A 25,481-nucleotide genomic window follows, 5' to 3' on the forward strand; every position below is an offset into this window, starting at 1 on the left:
GCAGGGATTGAAGATCTAATCTTAGACAATCAAGTCAAGTAACATCACTTTTTACGAACAACTGGGTAATCAGAACCATGCAGCTCCTGCACAAAGCCAGAGCCGTCGCCACTGTGCGTGATCCATACTTTCTCTTTTGCCCGCGTCATTGCTACATAGAATAAACGACGCTCTTCAGCATAAGGGAACGCGTCTGATGATTCAGTCAATGCGCCATCAATATGCAGCTGTTTCTTCTTGGTCGGGAACTGTCCTTCGTCAACACAAAGAATAATGACAAAGTCCGCCTCTTTACCTTTACTGCCGTGGCAAGTCATGAACTTGATATCAATGGAAGTGAAGATCTTCTTCCAGTCTTCCAACAACTCTGGCTTGTGGTAATGATTACGTCCAAGTAGCAGCACCGATTTATTGGTTTTGCCTTTGGATTGACGGTTCAGTTGATCAAGAATCTTCTCAACTTCTTTACTTGGCGCACTGTACACCGCCTTCTGCTTCTGTTGCTTGAAGCTGTTCAGTTCTTTCGGAATCTGAATTGGGTTTTCTTGTACAAAGCGATTAGCCACCGCACCTAACTGATTGTTAAAGCGGTAAGTCGTATCTAGGTGATGAATGGTCGAGCTTTCAAAACGATCCTTAAAGCCCGTGGTCAAATCCACATCCGCACCTGCAAACTGGTAAATCGACTGCCAGTCATCGCCTACTGCAAAAATAGAGGCTTGATGCTCGGCTTTAGACTGATTACACAGTGCTTCAACCAAGGCAAGACGATCAGGTGAGATATCTTGATACTCATCGATCATGATGAACTTCCAAGGTGAGATAAACTTGCCCTTCTCGACATACTGAGTCGCTCGGCTGATCATGATTGAGAAGTCGATATGATTCTGTTCTTTCAGCTCCTTTTGCCACGCGGTTACACATGGCCAACACAGTGAAAGCTCGCTGTTGAGGCGCGCATAGTCTCGGTGATCAATCAGCTGTTGCTGTACTTCTTTTTTGGTTAAACCCGACGCATTCAACTGTTCTAGCTGCTTTTCAAGCCAACCGATCAATTTGAGGTTTGAAACGTGGCTACCAAGCTCATCGTCACCGGTTAAATAAGCGATTGGCCATTTAGACAAATGCTTTTGCCAACGTTTAAAGTTGGTCGGTGTCATCCAGTGCTTCTTCAACCAATCAATGCACCATGCTTGGCGTTGGTTGTCATCGAGCGCTAAAGGAGAAATAACCACACGTTCGGGTTCAACTTGATTGAGTATCTTTAAACCCAACTGGTGGAAAGTGCTGACTTGCACCTTCTCTGCTGATAAACCAATTTTGCTGTCGAGACGTTGCTTCATCTCTTCTGCCGCTTCACGACCAAAAGCGAGCAATAGCAACTCTTCAGCTTGAGCTTGATGGCTTTGCAGTAAATACGCGACGCGAGCCGTTAGAACACTGGTTTTACCCGAGCCTGCACCCGCTAAAATAAGGTTGTGATCATCATTCATCAACACCGCATATTGCTGCGATAAGTTCAGTGGTGACGACTCACATTGCGCAAACAACACTTCCCAGTTTTTTCGCTCGGTCTCTAGCCATTGCTGGTTTCTTTCAGCTTGCTTGATTTCCGTTTCAGATAACCATGGCTGCATTCTTGCGATGCGGTTTGGCATGCGTTGTGCGGCCTCTTCTAGCGTCATTGTCATACTCTCTAAGCCTGAGTTGACCATATCAACCCAAGTGTTGACCTTAGAATGCGGTAGAAAGGCTGGTAATTGCTCAAGACGTGTTAATTCAGCTTCCCACTGAGGTACGTGTTCAGCCAATTGTTCACATTGAGTGTCGTGCCACTTCTGATAAGCACTAACTGACGCGCGTGCAAATTGACGGCATTGATCCCAAGGTAAGCCTTGTACTAACCAACTGCGCTGTGTTCCATCTTGTTGATTAGCAAAAAATTGTAGCGATCCCCAGAACAATCCGCGCTTTATCGCGATCTTGCCACTCCAAATAGTAAATGGGATACGCTCTTCACTGCCTACTGAAGATAACAGCAAGCGTGGACCATCAAGTTCAACCTGATGATATTCATTTTGAATAAAAAACTGTGCAGTCTTGTTAGCGCTTAGCTGCATTGGAGTGTGCTCTTAATTGGGAATATTGAATTTATATCATGATGCAATGAGAATTAATAATATCTCATATCTTATCGACGCTTTCATGACCACCTACGGGCAATTATGGATAAGTATCAAATTCTTGTGCTTGATTTCTGTTAGGATTATGGTTTTTAGTGTGTCAAGTGAGCGACTGTGGACTTTTCAGCCAAATTACGCCTCTATTGGGCGAATAAAACCATAAATTACAGCGTATTAATTCTCATCACTCTGCTCGGCGTGGTGGTGCCTGCTTGGTATTATGGACAAAACACACTGATCACGCCTTTGATCTTAGGCGTTATTGCTGCGGCTCTTGCGGAAAGTGATGACAGCTTTACCGGGCGCTTGAAAGCACTCACGCTGACCTTTATCTGTTTCGCCGTTGCGGCTTTCTCTATTGAGCTTCTCTTCGATACGCCTTGGCTGTTCGCGATAGGGCTTTTTGTTTCAACCTTCTCTTTTATCATTCTCGGGGCAATTGGCCCTAAATACGCGAGTATCGCGTTTGGTTCTCTCTTGGTTGCCATCTATACCATGCTTGGTGCACACGAGAGCACCAACCTTTGGTTTCAACCGCTTCTACTGTTAACTGGCGCCGCTTGGTACTACTTCATGTCGATGATTTGGCAGATAGTGTGGCCAATGCAACCCGTGCAGCAAAACTTAGCCACGGTATTCGATCAAATCGGTAACTACATCGATTCAAAAGCGGAACTCTTCTACCCCGTTTCTGACTTGATTCCCCAGCCACACCGAATCATTGAAGCCAAACTCAACGCGAGTACCGTTAACGCACTCAACATGTGTAAAGCGACGCTGCTTAATCGCTCTAAGCGCGGACACATTGACGGCCCTAGTGACCGATTTCTTAACACCTACTTCATCGCACAAGATATTCATGAACGCGTCAGCTCTAGCCACTATCGCTATCAAGAGCTAGCAAAACACTTTGAGCGCTCTGACGTGTTGTTTAGATTTAAGTATCTACTGGAAGCGCAGGCCACTGCGTGTAAAGAAGTGGCGAGCTCGTTGAAAGTTGGCGCTGAATACCAGCATGGTGACAAATCTGTATTGGCACTCGATGAGCTGATGTCTTCGCTCAATCATCTGCACCAACAGAACAACCCAGAGTGGAAATCACTGCTGAACCAGTTGGATTACTTATTCAATAACCTAGCAACCGTTGAAAAACAGCTCTCAAATATCAGCAACCCAGATGCAGAGAAGATTGAAGAAGGTGTATTGAACGATACCAACCCTCATACTTTGACGGCAATGTGGCACAAGATCAAAGCTAACTTGCACACCGATTCTATGCTATTCCGCCACGCGATTCGCATGGCGATCACTTTGACGCTGGGCTACGGGATTATCCAGGGTTTTGATATCGAACGAGGTTATTGGATTCTACTGACGACACTGTTTGTGTGTCAGCCAAACTACAGTGCAACCCGTCAAAAACTGACGGCGCGTGTCATTGGCACGGTCGCAGGCTTATTGATCGGAGTACCGTTACTGACTTTCTTCCCGTCGCAAGAGAGCCAATTAGTGTTCATTGTGATCAGTGGCGTGATGTTCTTTGCGTTTCGAATCAATAACTACGGGTTTGCGACCGGCTTTATCACACTGCTTGTGCTCTTCTGCTTTAACCAATTAGGTGAAGGCTACGCGGTAGTATTGCCAAGGTTAGCGGATACCTTTATTGGTTGTGCTCTCGCCGTGCTTGCTGTCATTTATGTGTTACCTGATTGGCAGTCGAAGCGACTGCACAAAGTGATGGCGAATGCGCTCGATTCCAATAAGAACTATCTCGCTCAGATCATCGGCCAATACCGTGTCGGTAAGAAAGATAGCCTAAACTATCGTATCGCTCGACGTAGTGCGCATAATAATGATGCAAACCTGACTGCCGCGATCAGTAGCATGTTGGTTGAACCGGGTAAGTACCGCACCTCTGAAGATGAGAGCTTCCGATTCTTAACACTCAATCATGCTCTACTTAGCTATATCTCGGCTCTGGGTGCTCACAGAACGCGTATTGATGATGAAGCGACACACAAACTGGTGCTAGATGCGCACAGAGTAATCCACCAGCATCTCGACGCTCTAAATGATCAACTCTATTCTCATAAAGAGCATTGTGAAGTGAAAAACGCTTATGACCCGGAGCTGGATAAACGTTTGAGTGAATGGCGAGAAGAAGATGAGAATTCTGTCAAAATGGTTCTACAACAGCTCCATTTGATCTATCGAATGCTTCCAGAACTGCATACCTTAGCGACCAAGTTTGCAGTTAAGGTTAAGATCGACAAGTCGTTTGAAACAGAAGCTTCTTGAGCAACAAACAAAATACCGTAAAAACAAAAAGATAACGCCAATTGCTTATCTTTTGATCATCACAAATATTTATACATTGCTTTACCCATACCCCTAATTGGGTAGAGAAATTACTTACCTACCCTTGTGCCACAAGGGTTGAAGGCGTTTTTACATTGTAGGAATTTTCTGACTTTGATTGACCAAGCCTTAACTTTTCCTAACATTTCTCGGACAAAAAACGACCACAGGAATTTATAGTTGTCTTAGTTTCAAGAAACTTCAAACATCATTTAAAATTCACTTAATCTTGTTTGATTTCCTGAATCAGTAGACTATGCTCTAAAGAGCATATTGATTTGAACAAAGGTCACACTATGAATACACAGCAATTTGAAGCATTTAAGCAGCAAATACAGCTTCTTAGCCCACAACAATTAAAAGCACTTCAGGGTGAGATCGACGGCAACCTTGAAACAGAGAAGCCTTCTTTGCTTACTGATGAAGAATTAAACGCGCTAAATGACCTGTTCAGTTAATAGACAGACATCACTATTTTAGCTTAAGTTCACATTTTCACCGTAAATTTCATCTGTTCACCATTGCGCTCAAAATATCGTCCGCCTAGACTCATTTCATACGTCAATAAAAGGTTCTGATATGTCGATATCTGGTATTCAATCTGGTTACGCCATTATTCAGCAATCCACCAACATGGCTGAAGAAGCCGCAATCGAGCTCAACCAAGCCTCCAAACACGCTCTAGAATCCGACGACACTTTCGAAGCTAGCGATCTCAGCTTTAATCAAATAGAGCCTGAACAAGCCATTTCCTTTAAAGACAAAGAACCTGAACCTGCTTCATCTTCAACCGATTCCTTGATTAAACTGACACAAAGCGCAAGTTATAACCGCGTTGGTGCAAGTGTGGTTGATCGTCAAAACGAAGCCATCGGTAGCCTTCTCGACATTCATATCTAAATTTCGCTCAAATACAGCCTATATTTCGCGAAACTTCGCTGCTTTTTGCTTCAACAACCACACAAACTGTAACTCATTATATCAGGCGCTTGTTTCTGGTTTATTACTCGGTAGAATCAGCGCAAACCAATTTGCTGCACAAACTTTACTTCATACTATTTATGCCAAAACTAAATCTGCATCGCCGTGACTATGTTTCTATTTTAGGAGGCGACATCTCCGCAGACGCATTAGAAAAAAAGCTTCAGCCTCATTTTGAAAAGCCAGTAAATAAGCTGACTCCTAGCCCCTACCTGACAGAAAAGAATCTCACACGTCGCTGGACAGCGCTCGATAATGCAGATTCACAGCAAGAACTGCTCGACCCTCATACACAAAGTCAGTTCCAAGCTTATGAGAAAAACATTGAGCACTTTATTGGCACCGTTAAAGTCCCTGTGGGAATATCTGGCCCTTTAAGAGTCAATGGCCTATTTGCTACGGGCGATTACCTCGTACCACTCGCGACCACAGAAGCTGCGCTTGTCGCGTCTTATAACCGTGGTTCTAAGCTGATTACGGCTTGTGGTGGCGCAAGTGCTATGTTGCTCAATGAAGGCGTAACACGTACTCCTGGCTTTGCATTTCAAGGATTAGTTGAAGCCGGACAGTTTGTGGCTTGGGCTGTGACTCAGTATGACCAGTTCAAGATCTTGGCAGAATCAACAACATCACACGGCAAGCTGACCGACATTAATATCAACATCGAAGGTAACCATGTTTACTTGGTGTTCGAATTTCTAACCGGAGACGCTTCTGGTCAGAATATGGTGACCATCGCAACCAATGCCGTGTTTGAGTACATCATCGAAAATACGCCAGTTAAGCCTGACCACGCTTTCCTTGATGGCAACTTGTCAGGCGATAAGAAAGCCAATACCCAAACCTTGCGCAGCGTTCGTGGCAAAAAGGTAACTGCTGAGGTTAATATCCCTGCAGAGCTTGTCGCGAAGTACCTACACACGACACCAGAGAAGATGGTCCAGTTTGGCCAAATGACCACAGTCGGTGGCGCTTTGAGCGGCACTATCGGTATCAACGCCCATTATGCGAATGCACTGGCGGCACTTTACATCGCTTGTGGCCAAGACGCGGCCTGTGTCGCCGAGTCAGCGATTGGTATGACGCGTATGGAACTCAACAAAGAAGGCGGTTTATACGCTAGCGTGACACTGCCTAACCTAATGGTGGGGACTGTCGGCGGTGGTACTGGCTTGCCAAGTCAAAAAGCCTGTTTAGATTTACTTGGGCTGCATGGTAACGGTAAATCACAAGCCCTAGCTGAAGTTTGTGCTGCACTGTGTTTAGCGGGTGAACTATCGATTGTGGGCGCATTTTGCGCAGGCCACTTTTCACGAGCGCACCATAAGCTAGCTCGTAAATAACCTTTATCCAATTTGGCTTGTTCGATTTTGTCGTTCATGCAAAATCACAAGCCAATCTGAATGCGTGAGTCATAAATGGATTACTTACACTTATCTAGGGTGAGCCTTAAGCACCTCACTGCGCTTCATATTATGCTGAACACCCACAGCGTCACTCAGACCTCAGAGCAACTCTGTGTCAGCCCTTCGAGTGTAAGCAAAACCCTGTCTCAATTGCGTGACATCCTGAATGATGAGCTTTTCTATCGAGATGGTACCAAGCTTATCCCGACTCCCTTTGCTCTGAAGATAGCGCCCACTGTTCACGCAATTCTTTCAAGCATGAATGGACTGCTTCATCAAAAGAGTTTTACCCCTCAAGAGTACCAAGGCAGTTTTTCACTTTCGATGCGTGAAAGTACTTTCGAAGTATTTGCCTCAAAGATCAGTAAAATTACCACTGAGCTCGCGCCAAGCGCGAAGCTCAACATCTATTCGAAACAACAGCTCGGCTTCGATGCTTTACTCAGTGGCAAGGTCAATTTGATCTTGTTGCCTCATGATATATCTCAGCCGCCGACCGATAACAAAGAGCTGGTTTGGGAAACAATTCTTCCAGATGAAATGGTTTGTTTGATGGGCGCACACCACCCTCTCGCTCAGCAAGAACTGACGGTAGAAGGCTACTTAGATTACAAGCACATTGGGATTTTAGATAACGAACTGTCTCAGCCTTACTTTGAACAAAACTTGGTTCAATGCCACCAACCAAGAGAGATGGCAATATCGGTCGCGGACTTCGGCGCTGCGGCTGTGTTGTGTCACCACACACCTTTCCTGTTCACTTGCTCTAAACAGTGGGCTGAGCATGCTAAACAAGCTCAGGGCTTAGTGAGCAAGCCCTTGCCTTTTGATTACGGTAAGGTGGCGTACAGCTTGGTGTGGAATAAACCCAACATGAATGATCAAGCGATCAAATGGTTGTGTGACCTGTTTTTAGAAGCTTAATATTTTTAGAGACTTAATATCTTTAGAAAGTTAACGTTCTTAGAAGCCTAATTGACCGCCTAAGAAATCTAAAGACTAGGTATAAACCTCAGGAGTTTGCATCGGTCTTTGAACTATGGTGTAGAGCTTATCGTGAAAGCTCTGCATCTGTTTTTCGGTGCATTTCGGCCAATCTAACGCGTCGTCAATGACACCATGATGCTGAAACGCATTCAGCCGAATTCGAATATCACTTGGTAGAGTCTTCAAGTAACGCCCCACTTGTTCAATTTCGTCCTCAAGATCGCTTTTATTTGGGATATGTAGCAACCTAACTTCGTGCAGTTTTCCTTTATCTGCTAAGTAGTTAATGGTTTCAAATACTCGATGGTTTCCTCTACCTACTAGCCATTGGTGTGTTTCAGATTGCCATGATTTTAGGTCAATCATCGCGCCATCAAGGTAAGGTAATACTCGCTCCCACCCTTGTTGAGGCAACGAGCCGTTACTGTCAATAAAACACGTTAAGTGTGCCAATTGCGGATCGCTTTTAATCGCTTGAAATAGCTCTATGATAAACGGCAACTGCATGGTCGCTTCACCGCCAGAAACGGTAATGCCACTCAAGAAAAACTGATTATGCCTGACAAGCTCCAGAACCTCTGAGACCGTCATTGTGGTAATTTTCGGGCTCGACTTATGGTCGCAGATATCAATGCACTTATCGCAGTTGGTGCAAGCTGCTGGGTCCCACTTCACTTTGCCATCAACCATGCTTAAAGCACGGCTTGGACAGCCGCTAATGCAGTCACCACAATGGTTACAGTGATTGATTGTGTGGGGGTTGTGGCAAGTAATACAATCAAAATTGCAGCCCTGAAGAAACAGCACCAAGCGGTTTCCCGGGCCATCAACACAAGAAAAGGTCAGCACACGGCTGACCTTCGCTTGTTTTTCTGCCTTATTATTTTTAACCCTAGCCATTTGAGTTGTTAGATCAGAAATTTTCATAATTCACATTGTTCGTATTCGAAACGCATAACACACGTTAAAGCTATTCGTATGTCGGCGACATCTCTAAACTCGCCACGCGTGGTTTACGCTCTAATATGCCCGTGTTCTTCGCAGCTTCGGCACCTAAAAAGGTGGTATTGGTGCGTGAGCCTTGCTCGTCATATTTGGCAATGTCAGATAGCTTAATCATGTAACCCGTGACACGAACCAAATCATTTGATGCAACGTTAGCCGTGAACTCTCGGTAACCCGCTTGAATCGCGCCTTTACACAGGTTAAACATCGCTTCAGGGTTAGATTTCACTGTTTCGTCGATGGTCAGAATGTCACTGATGCCCGAGGTGTAGAACTTATGGTGACCCGCGGTTGCACGAACGTAAGAGACAGGATCCGGTTCGGTTCCATAAGGAATACGGACACCCGGGGTCACATCTTCATCTAGGCTAATACCGCCTTGAGCATGCAGCAGAGCTTTACCTTCTAACCCATACTTCACTTCAGAGCGTTCAACGATCTCAGCCAGCTTTTCAGAGATACGATGACCAAGCTGATTCGCCAGTTCATCGTGACCATAACGCCCTGCTTGACCTTCTTTCTCCAACAAGATGTTGACTGCTTCCGCCATGCCGTAAATACCAAACATTGGCGCAAAGCGATCCTCTTCGATCAAACCTTCTTTGGTCAAGAAGCCTTCGAAGAAGTTAGACTCTTCATGCAAGAAGCGGCTTCGAACGTTCATCAACTCAACCGTGATGCCACTGTAGTTCGGCAATACTTGTTGTAAGAAATCAGCACTGTCCTCAGACTTCAACGCCACTTGCTTAAGGTTCATACGCACCAAGGTGTTTGAACCACCCGCTAACGGCAGAGAGTTGTAGCAGCTCACAATACCAAAACGCTTATCGCCGTAAGCCTCGGCATGCGCTGGATAGTTTGCAATATGTGGTTTACTGCATTCACAGATGTTGCTCGCCGCATGACGAAGTAGATCATCAGGTGTCAAGGCTGGGTCGTACATAAAGGTTAAGTTTGGCGCGATCTGCTTCAATTCAGCGTCTACACGTAAAATCGTACGGCAGATAATGTTGTCTGTTGGGCCGATATTCACATGCATAAAGGCGTCTGGCAGTGTGCGATCCAACATGATCCAGAACAGCTTAATCTTTTGGTATACCTGCTCTTCTGTTAAGTCGCCCACGAAAGGCATCAACACATCATCCAACTGACCTAGGTAAACCGGAATTGAAGTGACAGACGGAACATGGTGGTAAAGGATGGTAAGCATGTTCAATGCTTCATCGAAGTTGGTTGCCGCGCTAAGCTCTAAATACTCTGAGCCTTGATGTAAGTATTTAGAATAATCTGGAAGTACATAGCGCGGCTTAAATGGGGCGTGCCCTTCAAACATGTCACACAGCACACATTGTTGTAAGGCTTGCTCTACTTCTTTGCTTACCGGCATATACGGTAAGCTGGCTTCAGCTTCTAAGGCAAGATAGCTCGACTTCTGTTTTGGTGACAGGTTGGCATCTGAAATGATATTGCTAAAGCGTTGTTGTTGCTCTGAAAGTGGTGAAGAAGTAGATGACGCAGATTGGTGGCTCATGATTAAACCCTTAGTGTTGTTATGGGCTTATTTTATATCTCACCGTTATATTTCCACTAATGAAATGTATGCAAGACTACATTTCCAAAATGGAAATAAATAATTTGTAAATTAGCGGTGTTGAGTTTTCTATGAGCGAGATGAGAAACAGAGAAATAGAGAAATAGAGAAATAGAGAAATAGAGAAACCAGAGTTAGTAGTGAAGAAATGAGAAAGCGCTAATTCGTTCTGTTTAAAACGATAGCGCCAAAAAGAGAAAACCCACATAACTGACGTTAGAGTCGTTAATGTGGGTTTAGTAGTTTAAATGAGCATTCTGAATGCTAGCTCAAGGCATACACACGATTACAGATCTGGAAGCGCTTGTTTACGTCCAACACCCATTAATACCTTTAACTCTCCTTGTGGAGTGTCAATCGAGAACGGTGTAGAGACTTCAACTACTGCAAAGCCCGCTGCACTCAATACATTTTCTGAGCGCTGTTGGCTTACACCGTAGTCTTCACTGTCGCTTTCCAAGTACCAATCCCAGTGTACAAACGTACCGTCGTTTTCAAGCAGCGTGTAAATCAGACTGACTGTGTCTTGTAGGTTCGGGATAAAACCACACACCGAAGAGGCTACCACTAGGTCAAACTGGTTTCTGAATGCTGGATGCTGCGCTGCAAGTCCGCGCGATAAAATATCAACTACCGGTTCAACGTTAGGTAACTCTTTCTTATCTAACTCTTCAATCATCCCTTCAGAGATATCAAGTGCGATGATCTCTTTTGCTAAAGGAGATATTTTCTGGCTGAGTAGTCCTGTACCACAACCAAAATCAAGGACACGGGTTCCGTTTAAATCAACGAGCTGTGTTAACTGGTCAAATACGGATTGTGCGAATACTGCGGTTGCGGGATCTTTATCCCAATCAACGGCGTATTCGTCCCATTGTTTCGCCATCATGGCCTCCATCTTTACTTCTTGTAGGTTCGGAACTTCACCAGAGTAAACCAAATTAGTCAATTCGTCATAGAGTTATCATGCAAAGATGGACTATTTCTAAGATAGTCAGCACAATATTCAGATAATATGCACCGACCCCCGCTCAATATGGAAATGAAATGAACCTTTCTCAAGTCCAAGCCTTTTGTTCCGTTGCTGATTTAGGATCAGTTTCTGAAGCTGCACGCCAGTTAGAATGCAACCGAACCAAACTCAGCATGTCGATTAAAGCCTTGGAAAAAGAGTTAGATGTCGAGCTGTTCGTCCGCAGCGGAAACCACGTTGAGCTTTCAGAAGCGGGTAAAGCGATTTACAAAGATTGCGAAGGCATGTTGGTGACAGCCGCGCGTATTAAACAAACCTGCTTGCATGTTTCGGGCGAATTCAACGCAGAAATTTGGATAGCACGAGATGACTCCCTACCCGATGAAATGTGGCAGGACTTATCTCACGCCTTAAATAACAAGTACCCTTCTACCTCATTCAACTTCGTTCTCGCATCGAGCGGTGACTTAGCTAACCTAGTTGAAACTCAGCAAGTCGACTTCGCATTTGGTGTCGATTACGAACGCGTCGATGACCCAAGAATTATCTACAACCCGCTTGGTAAGATTCGAATGATGTCTGTATGTAAGAAAGGACATGATTTGAGTGCGATGCGACGAGTGTCTGATGAAGTACTGAGAAATTCGATGCAAGCAACCATGGTTTATCTTAATGAAAAGGATAATCCTGAGCTTGAGCCCTTCTCGCGTCGTTACATTGGCTTCTCTAGCTTCGACTTTATGTTGGATACGATTCTACGTGAAGAAGCATGGGGCGTAATGCCTGAGCCATTGATTCGCCATTTACTGCGTGAACAAGAGCTTGCCGTGATCAAACACACCTACGGTTTAACACAAGAAGACTACTGTATGTTTACCGCGGCTGGCATGGCAGAGCACCCAGGAATGAATTGGTTGGCCGACCAGCTTAGTGATTATTTGTTTGATTTCTAGCTCGCGCTTATTGCTTATCGTCGATAACAAAGGGAAAAACCACAAACAGCACTACTCCTAAAAGACCATCACGTGATCCACTAAGTAGCGTCCGTCTTCTTCAACCAATACCATTTCGGCGACAAACTCGCCTTTGGCGATGGTGTAAGCTTGTTTCCACACAAAAGCGATGGAGTCTGAACGTCTAAACAGCGCGACTTGCTCTCGCTCAGCAAAAAAGCCATTACTGTGCTGATAATGGTGACACACCTTTTCTAAATATTCCGGCGTAACAATGTCTTTCATCCTTTGAGTAAAGTCTCGACAGTGCTGTTCATGATCGACCTTGGTTGAACCGTCCATCAGATTATCCATAATCGGGTTAGCAATCACCCACAACTCGTTATCACTGATATCGTCAAACTTCATATTGATTCACTCCTTGTCCATCGCAGTCGCAGTCAAATCTAGAAGACCAATAAGACCTTAGCGACTAATGTGTTTTATTAATCATAAACGATCCTATTTCAGTTGCACACCATCACCAAAAAACACTCAACGTCAACTTTATTGACACCACACCCTGATCTTAAGTCACTGAATTTTATTGATTTATATGTTCGAATTAAATAAGACATATAAACATCATCAGATAAAGTTTGTAAAGTTAGCTCATTATTAGAACAATGAAGTTATCAAAAACATCTGGAAAATATTATGTGTGACAGGAAAAGCCAAAACGAAAATCGAGTACTATTGTTCTCAGCCCTTTTAGCATCAGGCTTCGCAATTGGCGGATTGGTGTTGGGTCTTCTCGTTGGCTCTCTGGTCATAGTATTTGACGGTGTCTATTCTCTTATCAGCTTACTGTTAACTTTATTGTCACTAGCTGCTTCAAAATACATTAACCGCCCTTCAGATAGAGAGTTCCCGTTCGGTCGAGCTATCATCGAGCCGATTGTGATTGCGATTAAAGCCGTTGTGATTCTGCTTGTGGTTGGTTATTCACTTTACTCTGCGATTGGTGCCCTAATGACGGGTGGTCGTGAAGTTGATGCTTCTATTGCAACTCTGTTTGGTATTTTCAACGTGTTGGGTTGTGGTTACGCTTGGTGGTACATCGCGAATAAGAGCAAACGTATTTCTTCAGGTCTGATTCAGGCTGAATCTAAGCAGTGGCAGATGGATACGCTACTGAGTGTAGCGGTAACAGCGGGTTTCGTAGCGGCTTGGTTAATTACTTTTTCTCCGCTTGCAGAATACGCAGTGTATGCCGACCCAATGATGATGTTGCTAATGTCTTTCTACTTCATCAAAGTTCCTTTCGACATGTTACGTGAAGCCATGCGCGAACTGCTTATGATGTCGGCAAACAAAGATATTTGTGATGCGGTAGATAAGAACGTTGTCGCGGTAGACAAAGAAGCGGAGCAAGATTTGGAGCTGATGGGTGTGACTAAGGTTGGTCCAGAATTACGAATCAATGTTGATATTCATACCAACGACCAACAAGCGATTGCGGTCGATGATATTGAACGTACGCGCCGCCAACTTAAGCGACGCTTATCGAAGATGCCTTATGAGCTTCAATTGAATCTCAATATCGCGAGTTAAGAGTCGAGAGTTAAGAACCAAGAGCTAACCAATCAATCTCTCGCTGACTAAGACTCTGATTGAACCTTTTTAGAAGCCGACGCCGTAACCGTCGGCTTTTTGTCTCTGGTTACCCACCAGCAAGCTAAAGAGCCAATCGTTACCATACAAACGCCCTGCCAAAACGTCATGCTCAATGACAAACCCAAAATAATAGAAGACAGTAAGGTCGCAAAAATAGGCGTGAAATACGACATGGTCGCCAAGAAGACCATATTGCCGCCAAGTATCGCTGTATTCCAAAGCGCGTAACCTGCGCCCATACACACGCCTGCCAACACTAAGTCAATCGCAGCACTGGTTGTCATCACCATGCCGGTTTCGTTACTCAATGCGTATTTGATCCACAAGGTGATTGCCGTTGCGATAAAGAACAACACAATCGCATTCTGCCCTTTCGCCACTTTCTGAGTGTAATTACAGTAAACCGCCCAAATAATCGCGCCGAAAAACGCCATTGAATAAGTTTTTGGGTTAGTAGCAACATTGGCAGCGATTTGTTCAACAGAAAGCCCCTGATCGCCGCTGATGCTCCAAGCGACGCCAAAGAAGGCCAAGAAGATACTTGGGTAAACCAACCAGTTAATTTTCTTGTCGCTCAGCAGCACCGCAAATAACACCGTCAGTGCTGGCCATAAGTAGTTGATGACAGCCATTTCCAAGGCTTGATGTCTATTGTTTGCCATTCCCAACGCCAAAGCCAAGAAGATCTCATAACAAACGAACAAGGCGCCGCCAATCAGCAAGTAAGACTTAGAAAAGCGTGACAGCTTTGGTAGACCCATAACACAGATCAACAACAGCGCACTCACCGTGTAAAGGCTGGCCGCACCACCGATTGGGCCCAGTTGTTCAGATACGCTTCGAGACAGCGCGATTAAGCAGCTCCAAAGTAGAATGGCAGCAATGCCGTAGCAGCTATGGCGATGAGATTTAAACACACCTCTTCCTTTTCTTTATTGTCATTGGGTAATCAAAGCGAGCTTAAAGCAAAGATAGACTTAAGCACCACTATCGATAACTTACAGTAGGTAAAAATAAGTAGCCGAGCACATAACTGCACTCGGCTATCAATCATTCACTCAAAAATCTAAAAGCAATTATGCCAATAACAGAGCTTGCAGGTCAGCTAAAGACTTAACTTGATAATGAGGGTTAATACCTGCTGGTGCTGCTTTCTCTTGGCTGTTCAACCAACACGTCTCAATACCAAAATCCAAGCCGCCTAAAATATCTGAATGCGGGTTATCTCCGACCATCAATACGCGTTGTTTTGCTGGTAAGCCAACAAGCTTGTGTGCATGTTCAAAGATTTCAGCGTCTGGTTTCGCGACACCGACTTCTTCAGAGATGATCACATGGTCAAAGTAATCTGTCATGCCTGTGCGTTCTAAACGTATAGATTGCAGCTCGGTAAACCCATTCGTGATGATACCCATGTTCACTTTGCCTTTTAAAGACTCCATCAACTCTTTTGCACCTGGGAGCAGAGAACAGATATCCGCCATTGCGGTCAAAAATGCACTGTTTAGTTCTGCTGTTGTTGTCTCTAACTTTGTTGCCCAGCTTTCAAAACGCGCGTGCTTCAGTTGAGCTGCCGTAATGCGGCCATCTTGATAATCTACCCAAAGTGGTAAATTAACCTCTTGGTAAACCGAATAATCCTGTTCACTAAAGTCCACACCAAAACGGGAGAACATCAGCTTTATTCCTTGAAAAGCATCAAAGTGGAACAAGGTTTCATCCGCATCAAAGAATATCCAATCGTACTTCATTTTCTGTCCTGTTATTCGCGTTGTTGAGCAGTGCTGTGTTTGTTTTTATCGTAGTTTTGCTTAATTTTTCTCTTCGCCTTGTAGGCTGGCAATCACTTTACTCGTAAATCTGTGAGCCTGTATATAAATCTAATAATTTATAGAAAACAAGCCACAAGTCATGATGTATCGCAAATTTTGCCACATATTAAACCAATACCATACAATAAATACACTTAGGTACCGGGAGGTACTATGAAGCACTTTTTACCATCGTCTGTCATGCTTACCCCTTTTCTTGTCAAATACTATGACGAGGAGTCAGAAGACACGCTTGATTCTGAAGAGTCACAAGAACCTGAAATTGAATGCAGCGATGACTCAGATAAAACGTCGACACCAGCCTAACTAGAAGAGTTTTCAATGAAAAACCTTATTTTTCATTGTTATAGAGCTCCATACTGTCTCTAATTTAGTCGATTTATCGCGATCTATTACTGACAATCAACACAGCCAAAAACCATGAAAACGATTGCTATATGAGCCCTATCACAACGACTAGCCACAAAGTGGTAGTTCGAATTCAAAGTTGTTCCAGATCAATGGTCGACCACTTGAATGCCGACAACATGTAGGAAATTAAAAATAATAATTAACGGAGTTTTCCAATGTCTACTGCATTTTACATCCCTACAATCAACTTCATGGGTACTGGCTGTCTGAAGGATGCTGCTGATAGCATTCAGTCTCAAGGCTTTAAAAAAGGTCTGATCGTTACTGATAAGATCCTGAATCAAATTGGCGTAGTTAAGCAGGTACAAGACCTTCTTAGCCAGCGTGGCGTAGACGCAGTTGTATTCGACGGCACTCAACCAAACCCAACCATCACTAACGTGAACGATGGTCTAGAATTGCTGACTGACAACGATTGTGATTTTGTTGTTTCTCTAGGTGGCGGTTCTCCACACGACTGTGCAAAAGGTATCGCTCTGGTTGCTTCTAACGGCGGCAAGATTGCAGATTACGAAGGTGTCGATCAATCTGAAAAGCCAATGATGCCATTGATCGCTATCAACACCACGGCTGGTACGGCATCTGAGATGACTCGTTTCTGCATCATTACTGACGAAGCTCGTCACATTAAGATGGCTATCGTTGATAAGCACACAACACCGCTTATCTCAGTAAACGATCCTGAGTTGATGCTTGCTAAACCTGCATCATTAACTGCTGCAACTGGTATGGATGCGTTAACGCACGCAATCGAAGCTTACGTTTCTATCGCAGCGACACCAATTACAGACGCTGTAGCGATTAAAGCCATTGAACTTGTACAAGCTCACCTAAGAACGGCAGTAGCGCACGGCGAAGACATTGAAGCACGTGAACAAATGGCTTACGCACAGTTCATGGCGGGTATGGCGTTCAACAACGCGTCACTAGGTTATGTTCATGCGATGGCGCATCAGCTAGGCGGCTTCTACGATCTTCCACACGGTGTGTGTAATGCTATCTTGCTACCACACGTTCAACGCTACAACGCGCAAGTTTGTCCTGAGCGTCTACGTGATGTTGCAAAAGCAATGGGCGTTAACGTTGAAGGTATGTCACCAGAGCAAGGTGCAGAAGCTGCGATCGAAGCAATTGTTCAACTAGCAAATGACGTGAACATCCCAACAGGTATCGCGCAACTTGGTGCGAAGCTAGAAGATATCCCTACTCTGTCTGACAACGCACTGAAAGACGCATGTGGTTTTACTAATCCTAAACAAGCGACCCACGAAGAAATCTCTGCGATTTTCGAAGCGGCAATGTAATCTGCCATTAAGTCACTTATAAACTTATCGACAAACGGGCTCACCTACTGAGCCCGTTTTCTTTACCTGCCATATGTTATTCAAGTCTCTGTTTTGAATAGCCACTGATTAAGATAAATCTCTTTAAAAGTCGCATTGTCATAACTGCTTAGTTATAGTCAAACTATTGATACATAGAATGACAAACAGGTTCCATTGAGTCGTTGGATAGTTAACTCCTCATTATTAGCATCGCTCGTTTCCCACTCTGCCTTCGCGGAGGAACAGGATGAGTGTCACAGCCAACCGTTAGAAGACACGCGCGTCGAAAAAGCTTACCACTACCTAAACAGTAAGTTTTGCCAACCCGCAATATGGTTCGATAACTTCTTTGTGGATGACCGTATTACCGAGGACGCCAGAGCCGGAACCTCTGTACGTTGGTATAATGATTTCATCTATTCTGAGGGCGGTGACGTGGATTATTCCACCAAGCTCAACGCACGCCTGCATTTACCCTTTGTCAGCAAAAGGCTTAAGCTAATCTACGAGTCTGTTGGCGATGAAGAATTCTTAGACTTCTTCCCACAAGATTCTGAAGAGTTAGAAAATGCACTTGGCCTTCGTTATGACGCCTATGCCAAGGGTTACAGTAGTTTCAATATCAAAGCGACATTACGCCCAAGAATAGAGGCTCGCTATCGTTTTACCTACCCGCTCACCACAGATGCAGTATTCCGGCTAACCCAACGTGTGTATCAAGAGAAGAAAGAGACGGGAGAGATCACTGATATCGATTTTGACCTCTCTTTGAGTGACGATTTCTTAGCGCGTTGGTCTAACTTTGCTGGCTATAACGATGACCTCAAAGGCTGGGAGTATGGTACGGGCATTACCTTGTACCATTACCTTTCTCAAGACCAAGCTCTGTAATACAGCGCCACGATAACCGCGACCAGCGAACCGTATAACCACAACAAATATTCGCAAGTGTCTGTAACGTATAGAGAAAATGTATGGAAGGAATGGCTGTTTTACGAGGTCACCCCGCGTTACCAGTGGGAACGAGAGCCTTACGAGAAACACACGGAGAAGCCAACATCACCCTTAGGCTTGAAGTCTTGTTCAACAATGTCTAGTGAGTGTTTGTGAGATTGGGGCATCGTTAGATAGAAAACGAGGCACAAAAAAGCACATCATGTGATGTGCTTTTTCAGTTCTATATAAGGCTTAAACTGTAGTCTTAACCTTTGTAATTTCTTACTCGCGCCGCTTCTGCTTCACGTTTATCGACAACCGTCTTACCGATTGGCGCCAGCGAGATAACCGCTAATTTAAGGTGCTGAATCGCGAACGGAATACCGATGATGGTAATGAAACACGCCACAGCTGACATGATGTGACCAATCGCTAGCCAGATACCCGCAAATAAGAACCAAATCACGTTACCAATCACGCCTAGCGGGCTCGTGCCGATGTCCATTTCATTGGTTAGCTCGTCACGCGAAATCGCTTCCTGACCAAATGGGAAGAATGAGAAGTTACCCATAACGAAACACGCTCTACCCCATGGAATACCAACGATGGTTAGGAATGCGAGCAGTCCGAAGAACCACCAAGCTAGTCCCATAAATACGCCACCGAACAGAAACCAAATGATGTTTCCTATTGTTTTCATTCTGTATTCTCCAAATCTTTAAATGCTGTTTATTTGATATGCCGAGTAAGGCAATGCTTGTTCTAATAGGTTCATTATTGTTGAACCTTTATGAACCGTTTATGAATCACTTACATTTTATGTGATTGATATACACCACGGTTCTCTGAATCTACATAGGGCTAAACCCATTTATTTGATACCATACACTTAGATTTTTAGTACCAAAAAGCTAAACAGACTCAACAACGAATTTAAGGCCGAATTTATGAATAACACTGAGCAACCTAAAAAGAAAATGAAAAACTGGGTGCCAATCGTCTTCTTCGGACTTCTCAGTACGGTTCCAGTGTTCATGTTCTTAGTTGATGTGTACATCAACCAGTATATGTAACAGAGCCGGACATCCTAGCTATATAAATGGATATAAGAACCCTTTCCTGTATCCATTTCAGTTCCAATTAGATCAGTTCTTCTGCAGTCAGCTCTTCTGTAATCAAATCAACTTTTCCGTAATCAAATCAGCTCTTCGTTAATAAAATCAAGAATGTCGATCAGCTCATGATCAGGCAGATTCAGTAAATTATCCCCTACATACCATTCAATCTTACATTGATTTGGCAGTTCGCTGATCGCTGGGTTTCCTATCCAAACCTTGTGTTTCTTCGCGATGTTATCTCTCACGATAATGCCGTCTTCGTAACTCACAGGTAAATAGAGATGAAGCATGTTGACCTGCGGTTGTTGTGGGTTAACCGTAAACTGAGGGTAATCTTGTAAGATTTGATAAACCTGTTTGGTTCGTTCGTATAAAGCAGGCATCAGCTCTAATCGCTCATCAAACTGCATTGCCGCTGAAACCACATAAGGCGTTCGGTGATAAACATTGCCACCTTGGCGCTTCATCCACGCCGATGCTTTCGCGACAAAGGCTTTATCGCCCAACAATAACGAACCACCAAGGCCATTGAGACCTTTGTACAGCGAAACATAAGCACTATCGAAGCCCTGAGCAATCTCGCTGTATGGCTTTTGATAATACGCGCCGCATTCCCACAAACGTGCACCGTCCATATGAAGGTGAATCGATTGTTCTTTGCAGTATTGCTTTATAGCTTCAAGCTCTTCCCACTCTGGCAATTGACCGCCAATTTCGCGCATCGGTAATTCATAAAGAGCGGCTGCAATCTCATCAGGCCATGCCTTTAAGTCATCAACATTCCAAGTGCGAAATACATTGCCGACCGGAAGCACGTTGAAACGATTTTGGAGCTGATACCCTTGGCGTTCATGGCGAATGATATGACTCGACTCATGCATCGCTACTACCGGGTTTCTTTTCTCTTGGCAGGCAATTTCTAATGCTGTGGGTTGATTCATGGTGCCGGTAATAACAAACACGGCGGCTTCATAACCAAGCAGCTCTGCGACCTTATTTTCAAAGCTCTCGATAAACTCGCCATCACCGTAGCTATCATGGCTCACATTGTGTGTTTCACACCATTCAGCCATCTGAGCGAATGTTTGTGCTGGTGTCGGTTCTAGATGACCAGAAAGCAACAAATCACATTGTTGACGCAAGTCCATGCTCATAGTTTTTCCTTTATTCATTATCGTTCTATGTAGGGTTATTGGATTATTTACGTTACCCACCAACGGTGACATAAAATGCCCACATTCGCTTTTACTATTCGTGAATAATTAGTTTTACTCAGTCATCGGCTACTTGTGCCTGAAAGACACAAAATGACTGGTGTCTTATATAATTAAACGCAGAAAGCACACGTATCTAAACAAAGAAGTATGGGCTAATTCGTTGTTGTTCAACCATTCTTCTATTATTGTATAACTATAATTCCAATAAATATTATTCGTTAATGGACAAAGAGGGCTATATGTCGAAAAATCGAGTCTTGGTGCTATTCGCCCACCCTTCTCAACATCGTTCTGAAGCAAACAAACCGTTATTTGAGCAAGCAAAACGCGTTGACGGTGTCACGTGCGTCGACCTCTATGCCGAATATCCAACGTTCAAGATCAGCATCGATCGTGAGCAAAAACGCCTATTGGACCATGACATCATCATTTTTCAGTTCCCCTTATATTGGTACTCCACACCGGCAATTCTCAAAGAGTGGCAAGATCTCGTTCTAGAGTATGGCTTCGCCTATGGAACCGATGGCAACGAGTTACAAGGTAAGAGCTTACTGTGTTGCATCACTGCTGGCGGTAAAAAGGATGCTTACCAAAGTGATGGCTACAACCACTTCACTATTCGAGAACTGCTTCACCCAATTGAACAAACCGCGTCTTTATGTGGGATGAACTATCTTGCGCCTTTTGCGCTTTTTGGATCTCGTACCGCTTTAGAAGAAAACCGTATTCAACAACATGTCGATAGCTACAGAACGCTTTTACAGGCCTTGGTTGCCGGCAAGATCAATATTAAGAAAGCCAGCAAAGCAGAAAAACTCAACCACTACGTAGAAGAACTAATGGCAGAGGTTAAATAATGACGGGATATTTTCTACAAGCGTTTATCTACTTAGTCGCAGCAGTTATTGCCGTGCCTATTGCCAAAAGACTTGGTCTTGGTTCTGTATTAGGTTACCTCATTGCTGGTGTTGTGATTGGCCCAATCATAGGTTTAGTGGGTGAAGAGACCACAACCATCCAACACTTTGCCGAGTTCGGCGTGGTTATGATGCTGTTCTTGGTTGGCCTTGAACTTGAACCTAAGATGCTTTGGGCAATGAGAAACCGACTTATGGGGCTGGGTGGCCTGCAAGTTGGTGGTACGACCGCGATTGTAATGGGTATCGCCCTTTTCTTCGGACAACCTTGGACCATTGCGCTGACTATCGGTTTGATCTTCGCACTGTCATCTACCGCGATTGTTCTCCAAACCTTTAACGAAAAAGGGCTATCCAAAACAGAAGGCGGCAAGAACGCTTTCTCTGTTCTGCTTTTCCAAGATATTGCCGTCATCCCTATGTTGGCGTTCATTCCTCTATTAGCGTTGCCAGAATTAATTGAAGCTGCACAAAGCGCGGTCGCTTCGGCTTCTGATCACCATGAAGAGTTAAGCCTTGTTGCTGGCCTACCCGGTTGGGCTTATGGACTTGTGATCACAGCATCTATTGCGATTGTTGTGGTCGGCGGACACTTCTTGAGTCGTCCACTGTTCCGCTTCGTGGCAAGCTCAGGCCTGCGTGAAATCTTTACTGCAACCGCACTGATGTTGGTGATTGGTATTGCTGCACTGATGAGCCTAGTCGGCCTATCACCCGCTTTGGGTACCTTCCTTGCGGGAGTGGTTTTAGCGAACAGTGAATTCCGCCACGAGCTTGAGTCTAATATCGACCCGTTTAAAGGGCTACTACTTGGTTTGTTCTTCATTACCGTTGGTGCTGGCATCAATTTTGATGTTCTATTCAACGACTTTGGTTTGATCATTGGCCTCACCCTTGGCGTTATGCTTCTTAAAGCCTTAGTCCTGTTTACGTTGGCATTAATCTTCAAAATCAAAAACAGTGACCGTTGGTTGTTTACATTGAGCTTGGCACAAGCCGGTGAGTTTGGTTTTGTACTACTGAGCTTCTCAGCTCAAAACCACGTATTACCTGCAGACATCGTCCAAACATTGTCGCTGGTTGTGGCACTTTCAATGTTCCTAACACCAGGGCTGTTCATTCTATTTGATAAAGTGATTCTGCCGCGTTACGAACAAAAATCTAACGACCGCGAAGAAGATACCATCGAAGAGAAAGGTACCGTTATCATTGCGGGCATTGGTCGATTCGGTCAAATCGTTAACCGCTTGCTGGTGTCGAACGATGTCAATACGGTGGTTCTGGATCACCAAGCGAACCAAGTAGACTTGCTGCGCTCTATCAATATCAAATCTTACTTTGGTGATGCGACTCGTCACGACTTATTGCATACCGCCGGAATCGAAGAAGCCGCGATGCTAGTAGTGGCAATCGACAACCAAGACTCAAGCGTTGAATTAGTGAAATACGTTAAACACACCTACCCTAAAGTGAAAATCTTAGCCCGCGCATTCGACCGAGGTCATAGTTATCGCCTAAGAGAAGCGGGGGCAGACTTTGTTGAATCAGAGACCTACCATTCTGCTCTTGAAATGGGCGCTGAAGCCTTGCGTTCTTTGGGTCATCACCCATTCTTCGTCGAGCAGCAAAAATCGACTTATCAACGCGTTGAGAGCCGTAAGTCTGAAAAGCTTTACCAAGCTTGGTCTGAAGCGGAAGAGAACCCACGCTACGACAACAACTACCGACAAATCTTCATTCACCTTGAAGAAGCAATGAAAGAAGATATGAAAAAAGACCGTTCAGACAAACACTCTCGTTCTGAACGTGGTTGGACACCTCCACCGAAAGGTTATGCAGATGGCTTTGAGGAAGAAGAGTCTTAAGCAGAATCTAGATAACCATGCTATTCAACCATCAAAAGCGGCTATTTAAGCCGCTTTTTCTTTCATTTAACCCCGACAAAACCTCAAATGAGCATAAGTATCAGGTGCTGAAACTCGTAATCCGAGAGATTTGTGTGATCTAGCTAAAATTTTTAATTTCTGACCACATGGCAAAAGTGAATTCACTTTTTACATTATTGAAACATTCCACCTCTGCATAAACCACACCAAAAAAATGGCTATATATGCACTCATTCCTATCATTCAAGCACCCACCCAATTCATAGCGACCACTCGCTAAGGCTTGAATTACATTGCATATATCGAAATACGCCGCAAAAGCCCCAATCAATTCATTCACCAATCAAATAAATAACGCGCGACATTCACAAATTCAAACCATCAAAATTAACATAAACATTTCAAAGCATGTCTATCGTTACAATTTGTAACGAATGGCGGTTGTCGGTATAGTCCTGCAATTCAAAAAGTGAGACCTTTGCGCTCACCTTAAAGGAGATATAATAATGATTACTAATGATGCTGTAATAATGGGCATGTTAGCTGTTATTCTTGGCGGTGTTTTTATCACGGAAAGTAGCCAAAATAGCGCACTGAAAAAATTCTACTCGTTCGTTCCGGGTCTATTGCTCTGTTACTTTGTTCCTTCTCTACTGAACAGTTTAGGCATCATCGACGCATCAAACTCTAAGTTATACTTCGTTGCAAGTCGCTACCTATTACCAAGCGCACTCGTTCTGCTGATCATCTCAGCAGACCTCCGTAAAATCTTTGGCCTTGGTTCAAAAGCCGTCATCATGTTCCTAACTGGTACTGTCGGCATTATCATCGGTGGCCCGCTGGCTATCTTGATCATCGACCAAATCAACCCTGACCTTGTATCTGGTGACGTATGGCGTGGCCTAACAACCGTTGCAGGTTCTTGGATTGGCGGCGGTGCAAACCAAGCAGCAATGAAAGAAGTGTTCGAGGTTGATGACCAACTCTTCTCTGCAATGATTACGGTTGATGTTATCTGTGCGAACATTTGGATGGCCGTTTTGCTTATCATGGCTGGTCGTCAGAAGAAGATTGATGCATGGTTAAAAGCAGACACATCATCTATCGAAGAGCTAAAAGAGACAGTTTCTAAATACCAAGAAGAGAACGCTCGCCCAACAACCACAACCGATCTCATGAAGATCACGGCAATTGCCTTTGGTTTAACAGGGTTGGCTCACTTATTCAGTGACATGATTGCACCATGGATCTCAACCAACGCGCCACAGCTTGCGAAATACAGCCTAACATCTGGCTTCTTCTGGCTGATCGTAATGGTAACAACGTTCGCGCTGATCGCTTCATGCTTTAAATCAACGCGCAGCCTTGAGCACAGCGGCGCGTCTAAAGTAGGTTCAGCGTTCATCTACATCCTAGTTGCAACTATCGGTATGCAAATGGATGTGACAGCTATCTTAGACAACCCAGGTTACTTCTTCATTGGTATTACATGGTTAACTATCCATGCCCTTCTGATGATTGTAATGGCGAAGCTAATTCGTGCACCATTGTTCTTCATGGCTGTAGGTAGCCAAGCTAACGTAGGCGGTGCTGCATCGGCACCTATCGTCGCGGCTGCATTCCACCCAGCATTGGCACCAGTAGGTATCCTAATGGCGGTATTGGGTTACGCTCTCGGTACATACGGCGCTTACATCTGTGGCCTAATCATGCAGGCTGCTGCATTGGGTTAACAACTCATTGCTG

Annotated in this window: 22 protein-coding genes and 1 pseudogene; 14 read left to right on the top strand and 9 right to left on the bottom strand. The window is 44.4% G+C overall.

What is annotated here, in order from left to right; translation table 11 throughout:
• Nucleotides 1-44: 44 nt before the first annotated feature.
• Nucleotides 45-2,120, bottom strand: coding sequence for a DNA helicase IV (helD, locus tag AB6E30_RS08200; protein WP_017067022.1), 2,076 nt, complete (start codon nt 2,118-2,120; stop codon nt 45-47).
• A gap of 177 nt (nt 2,121-2,297) precedes the next feature.
• On the opposite strand from helD, the gene yccS reads away from it, so the two are divergent.
• The 5 genes from yccS (at nt 2,298) to AB6E30_RS08225 (ending at nt 7,852) form a co-directional block, all read left to right on the top strand.
• On the top strand, nt 2,298-4,481 hold the full coding sequence (gene yccS, locus AB6E30_RS08205) for a YccS family putative transporter (RefSeq protein WP_372103237.1): 2,184 nt from the start codon (nt 2,298-2,300) through the stop codon (nt 4,479-4,481).
• A gap of 332 nt (nt 4,482-4,813) precedes the next feature.
• A complete protein-coding gene (locus AB6E30_RS08210) occupies nt 4,814-4,999 on the top strand; it encodes a hypothetical protein (protein WP_029235859.1) in 186 nt (61 codons plus the stop codon).
• 121 nt (nt 5,000-5,120) lie between these two features.
• Nucleotides 5,121-5,441, top strand: a complete 321-nt coding sequence (locus AB6E30_RS08215) for a hypothetical protein (protein WP_017060893.1) — start codon at nt 5,121-5,123, stop codon at nt 5,439-5,441.
• 161 nt (nt 5,442-5,602) lie between these two features.
• A complete protein-coding gene (locus AB6E30_RS08220) occupies nt 5,603-6,865 on the top strand; it encodes a hydroxymethylglutaryl-CoA reductase (protein WP_372103240.1) in 1,263 nt (420 codons plus the stop codon).
• Between the two features lie 75 nt (nt 6,866-6,940).
• Complete coding sequence (locus tag AB6E30_RS08225; protein ID WP_065584590.1) at nt 6,941-7,852, top strand: LysR family transcriptional regulator; 912 nt, start codon at nt 6,941-6,943, stop codon at nt 7,850-7,852.
• 75 nt (nt 7,853-7,927) lie between these two features.
• On the opposite strand, the gene AB6E30_RS08230 is transcribed toward AB6E30_RS08225, so the two are convergent.
• The 3 genes from AB6E30_RS08230 to AB6E30_RS08240 all read right to left on the bottom strand — a co-directional run bounded on the left by AB6E30_RS08230 (nt 7,928) and on the right by AB6E30_RS08240 (nt 11,397).
• A complete protein-coding gene (locus tag AB6E30_RS08230; protein WP_372103241.1) occupies nt 7,928-8,842 on the bottom strand; it encodes a YjjW family glycine radical enzyme activase in 915 nt (304 codons plus the stop codon).
• 43 nt (nt 8,843-8,885) lie between these two features.
• On the bottom strand, nt 8,886-10,451 hold the full coding sequence (locus AB6E30_RS08235; protein ID WP_372103244.1) for a YjjI family glycine radical enzyme: 1,566 nt from the start codon (nt 10,449-10,451) through the stop codon (nt 8,886-8,888).
• 346 nt (nt 10,452-10,797) lie between these two features.
• Nucleotides 10,798-11,397 carry a class I SAM-dependent methyltransferase gene (locus AB6E30_RS08240; RefSeq protein ID WP_017064785.1) on the bottom strand — a complete coding sequence of 200 codons (600 nt, stop codon included), beginning with the start codon at nt 11,395-11,397 and terminating at the stop codon, nt 10,798-10,800.
• Between the two features lie 161 nt (nt 11,398-11,558).
• On the opposite strand from AB6E30_RS08240, the gene AB6E30_RS08245 reads away from it, so the two are divergent.
• On the top strand, nt 11,559-12,437 hold the full coding sequence (locus tag AB6E30_RS08245) for a LysR family transcriptional regulator (RefSeq protein ID WP_016797108.1): 879 nt from the start codon (nt 11,559-11,561) through the stop codon (nt 12,435-12,437).
• A 57-nt stretch (nt 12,438-12,494) separates the two neighbouring features.
• On the opposite strand, the gene AB6E30_RS08250 is transcribed toward AB6E30_RS08245, so the two are convergent.
• On the bottom strand, nt 12,495-12,845 hold the full coding sequence (locus tag AB6E30_RS08250) for a hypothetical protein (RefSeq protein WP_052880051.1): 351 nt from the start codon (nt 12,843-12,845) through the stop codon (nt 12,495-12,497).
• 288 nt (nt 12,846-13,133) lie between these two features.
• Here AB6E30_RS08250 and AB6E30_RS08255 point away from each other — a divergent pair, with 288 nt between their 5' ends.
• Nucleotides 13,134-14,030: a cation diffusion facilitator family transporter gene (locus AB6E30_RS08255; protein WP_017060900.1), complete on the top strand. Its 897-nt coding sequence runs from the start codon at nt 13,134-13,136 to the stop codon at nt 14,028-14,030.
• A gap of 47 nt (nt 14,031-14,077) precedes the next feature.
• Here the strand turns inward: AB6E30_RS08255 and yddG are convergent, their stop codons facing one another.
• Entirely contained in the window at nt 14,078-15,010 is a 933-nt protein-coding gene (gene yddG, locus AB6E30_RS08260) for an aromatic amino acid DMT transporter YddG (RefSeq protein ID WP_102319833.1), read from the bottom strand.
• Between the two features lie 159 nt (nt 15,011-15,169).
• Nucleotides 15,170-15,844: a pyrimidine 5'-nucleotidase gene (gene yjjG, locus AB6E30_RS08265; protein ID WP_372103247.1), complete on the bottom strand. Its 675-nt coding sequence runs from the start codon at nt 15,842-15,844 to the stop codon at nt 15,170-15,172.
• 234 nt (nt 15,845-16,078) lie between these two features.
• On the opposite strand from yjjG, the gene AB6E30_RS08270 reads away from it, so the two are divergent.
• From AB6E30_RS08270 to AB6E30_RS08280, 3 genes and pseudogenes are all read left to right on the top strand, one after another.
• Nucleotides 16,079-16,231, top strand: coding sequence for a hypothetical protein (locus tag AB6E30_RS08270; protein WP_017060903.1), 153 nt, complete (start codon nt 16,079-16,081; stop codon nt 16,229-16,231).
• A gap of 260 nt (nt 16,232-16,491) precedes the next feature.
• Nucleotides 16,492-17,640 (top strand): L-threonine dehydrogenase, encoded by a 1,149-nt coding sequence (gene yiaY, locus AB6E30_RS08275; RefSeq protein WP_372103250.1) that lies wholly within the window; start codon nt 16,492-16,494, stop codon nt 17,638-17,640.
• 195 nt (nt 17,641-17,835) lie between these two features.
• Nucleotides 17,836-18,758 (top strand): annotated as a pseudogene (locus tag AB6E30_RS08280) (hypothetical protein).
• A gap of 104 nt (nt 18,759-18,862) precedes the next feature.
• Here the strand turns inward: AB6E30_RS08280 and AB6E30_RS08285 are convergent.
• The gene (locus tag AB6E30_RS08285) at nt 18,863-19,297 is read right to left on the bottom strand and encodes a YccF domain-containing protein (RefSeq protein WP_004730224.1); all 435 of its coding nucleotides are present in this window, start codon (nt 19,295-19,297) and stop codon (nt 18,863-18,865) included.
• 247 nt (nt 19,298-19,544) lie between these two features.
• Between AB6E30_RS08285 and AB6E30_RS08290 the strand changes: the two genes are divergently transcribed.
• Complete coding sequence (locus tag AB6E30_RS08290; protein WP_017060906.1) at nt 19,545-19,670, top strand: hypothetical protein; 126 nt, start codon at nt 19,545-19,547, stop codon at nt 19,668-19,670.
• Between the two features lie 122 nt (nt 19,671-19,792).
• Here the strand turns inward: AB6E30_RS08290 and AB6E30_RS08295 are convergent, their stop codons facing one another.
• Nucleotides 19,793-20,869 carry a low specificity L-threonine aldolase gene (locus tag AB6E30_RS08295; RefSeq protein ID WP_102319832.1) on the bottom strand — a complete coding sequence of 359 codons (1,077 nt, stop codon included), beginning with the start codon at nt 20,867-20,869 and terminating at the stop codon, nt 19,793-19,795.
• Between the two features lie 302 nt (nt 20,870-21,171).
• On the opposite strand from AB6E30_RS08295, the gene AB6E30_RS08300 reads away from it, so the two are divergent.
• The 3 genes from AB6E30_RS08300 (at nt 21,172) to AB6E30_RS08310 (ending at nt 25,468) form a co-directional block, all read left to right on the top strand.
• Nucleotides 21,172-21,789 (top strand): NAD(P)H-dependent oxidoreductase, encoded by a 618-nt coding sequence (locus tag AB6E30_RS08300; protein WP_102319831.1) that lies wholly within the window; start codon nt 21,172-21,174, stop codon nt 21,787-21,789.
• Nucleotides 21,789-23,714, top strand: coding sequence for a monovalent cation:proton antiporter-2 (CPA2) family protein (locus AB6E30_RS08305; protein ID WP_048608770.1), 1,926 nt, complete (start codon nt 21,789-21,791; stop codon nt 23,712-23,714). The genes AB6E30_RS08300 and AB6E30_RS08305 overlap by 1 nt, the downstream gene beginning before the upstream one ends.
• A 527-nt stretch (nt 23,715-24,241) precedes the next feature.
• The gene (locus AB6E30_RS08310; protein ID WP_136982966.1) at nt 24,242-25,468 is read left to right on the top strand and encodes a DUF819 domain-containing protein; all 1,227 of its coding nucleotides are present in this window, start codon (nt 24,242-24,244) and stop codon (nt 25,466-25,468) included.
• Nucleotides 25,469-25,481: the final 13 nt, after the last annotated feature.

Origin of the sequence: Vibrio sp. 10N.247.311.12, assembly GCF_041467515.1 — a bacterium.
Classification (GTDB): domain Bacteria; phylum Pseudomonadota; class Gammaproteobacteria; order Enterobacterales; family Vibrionaceae; genus Vibrio; species Vibrio crassostreae_C.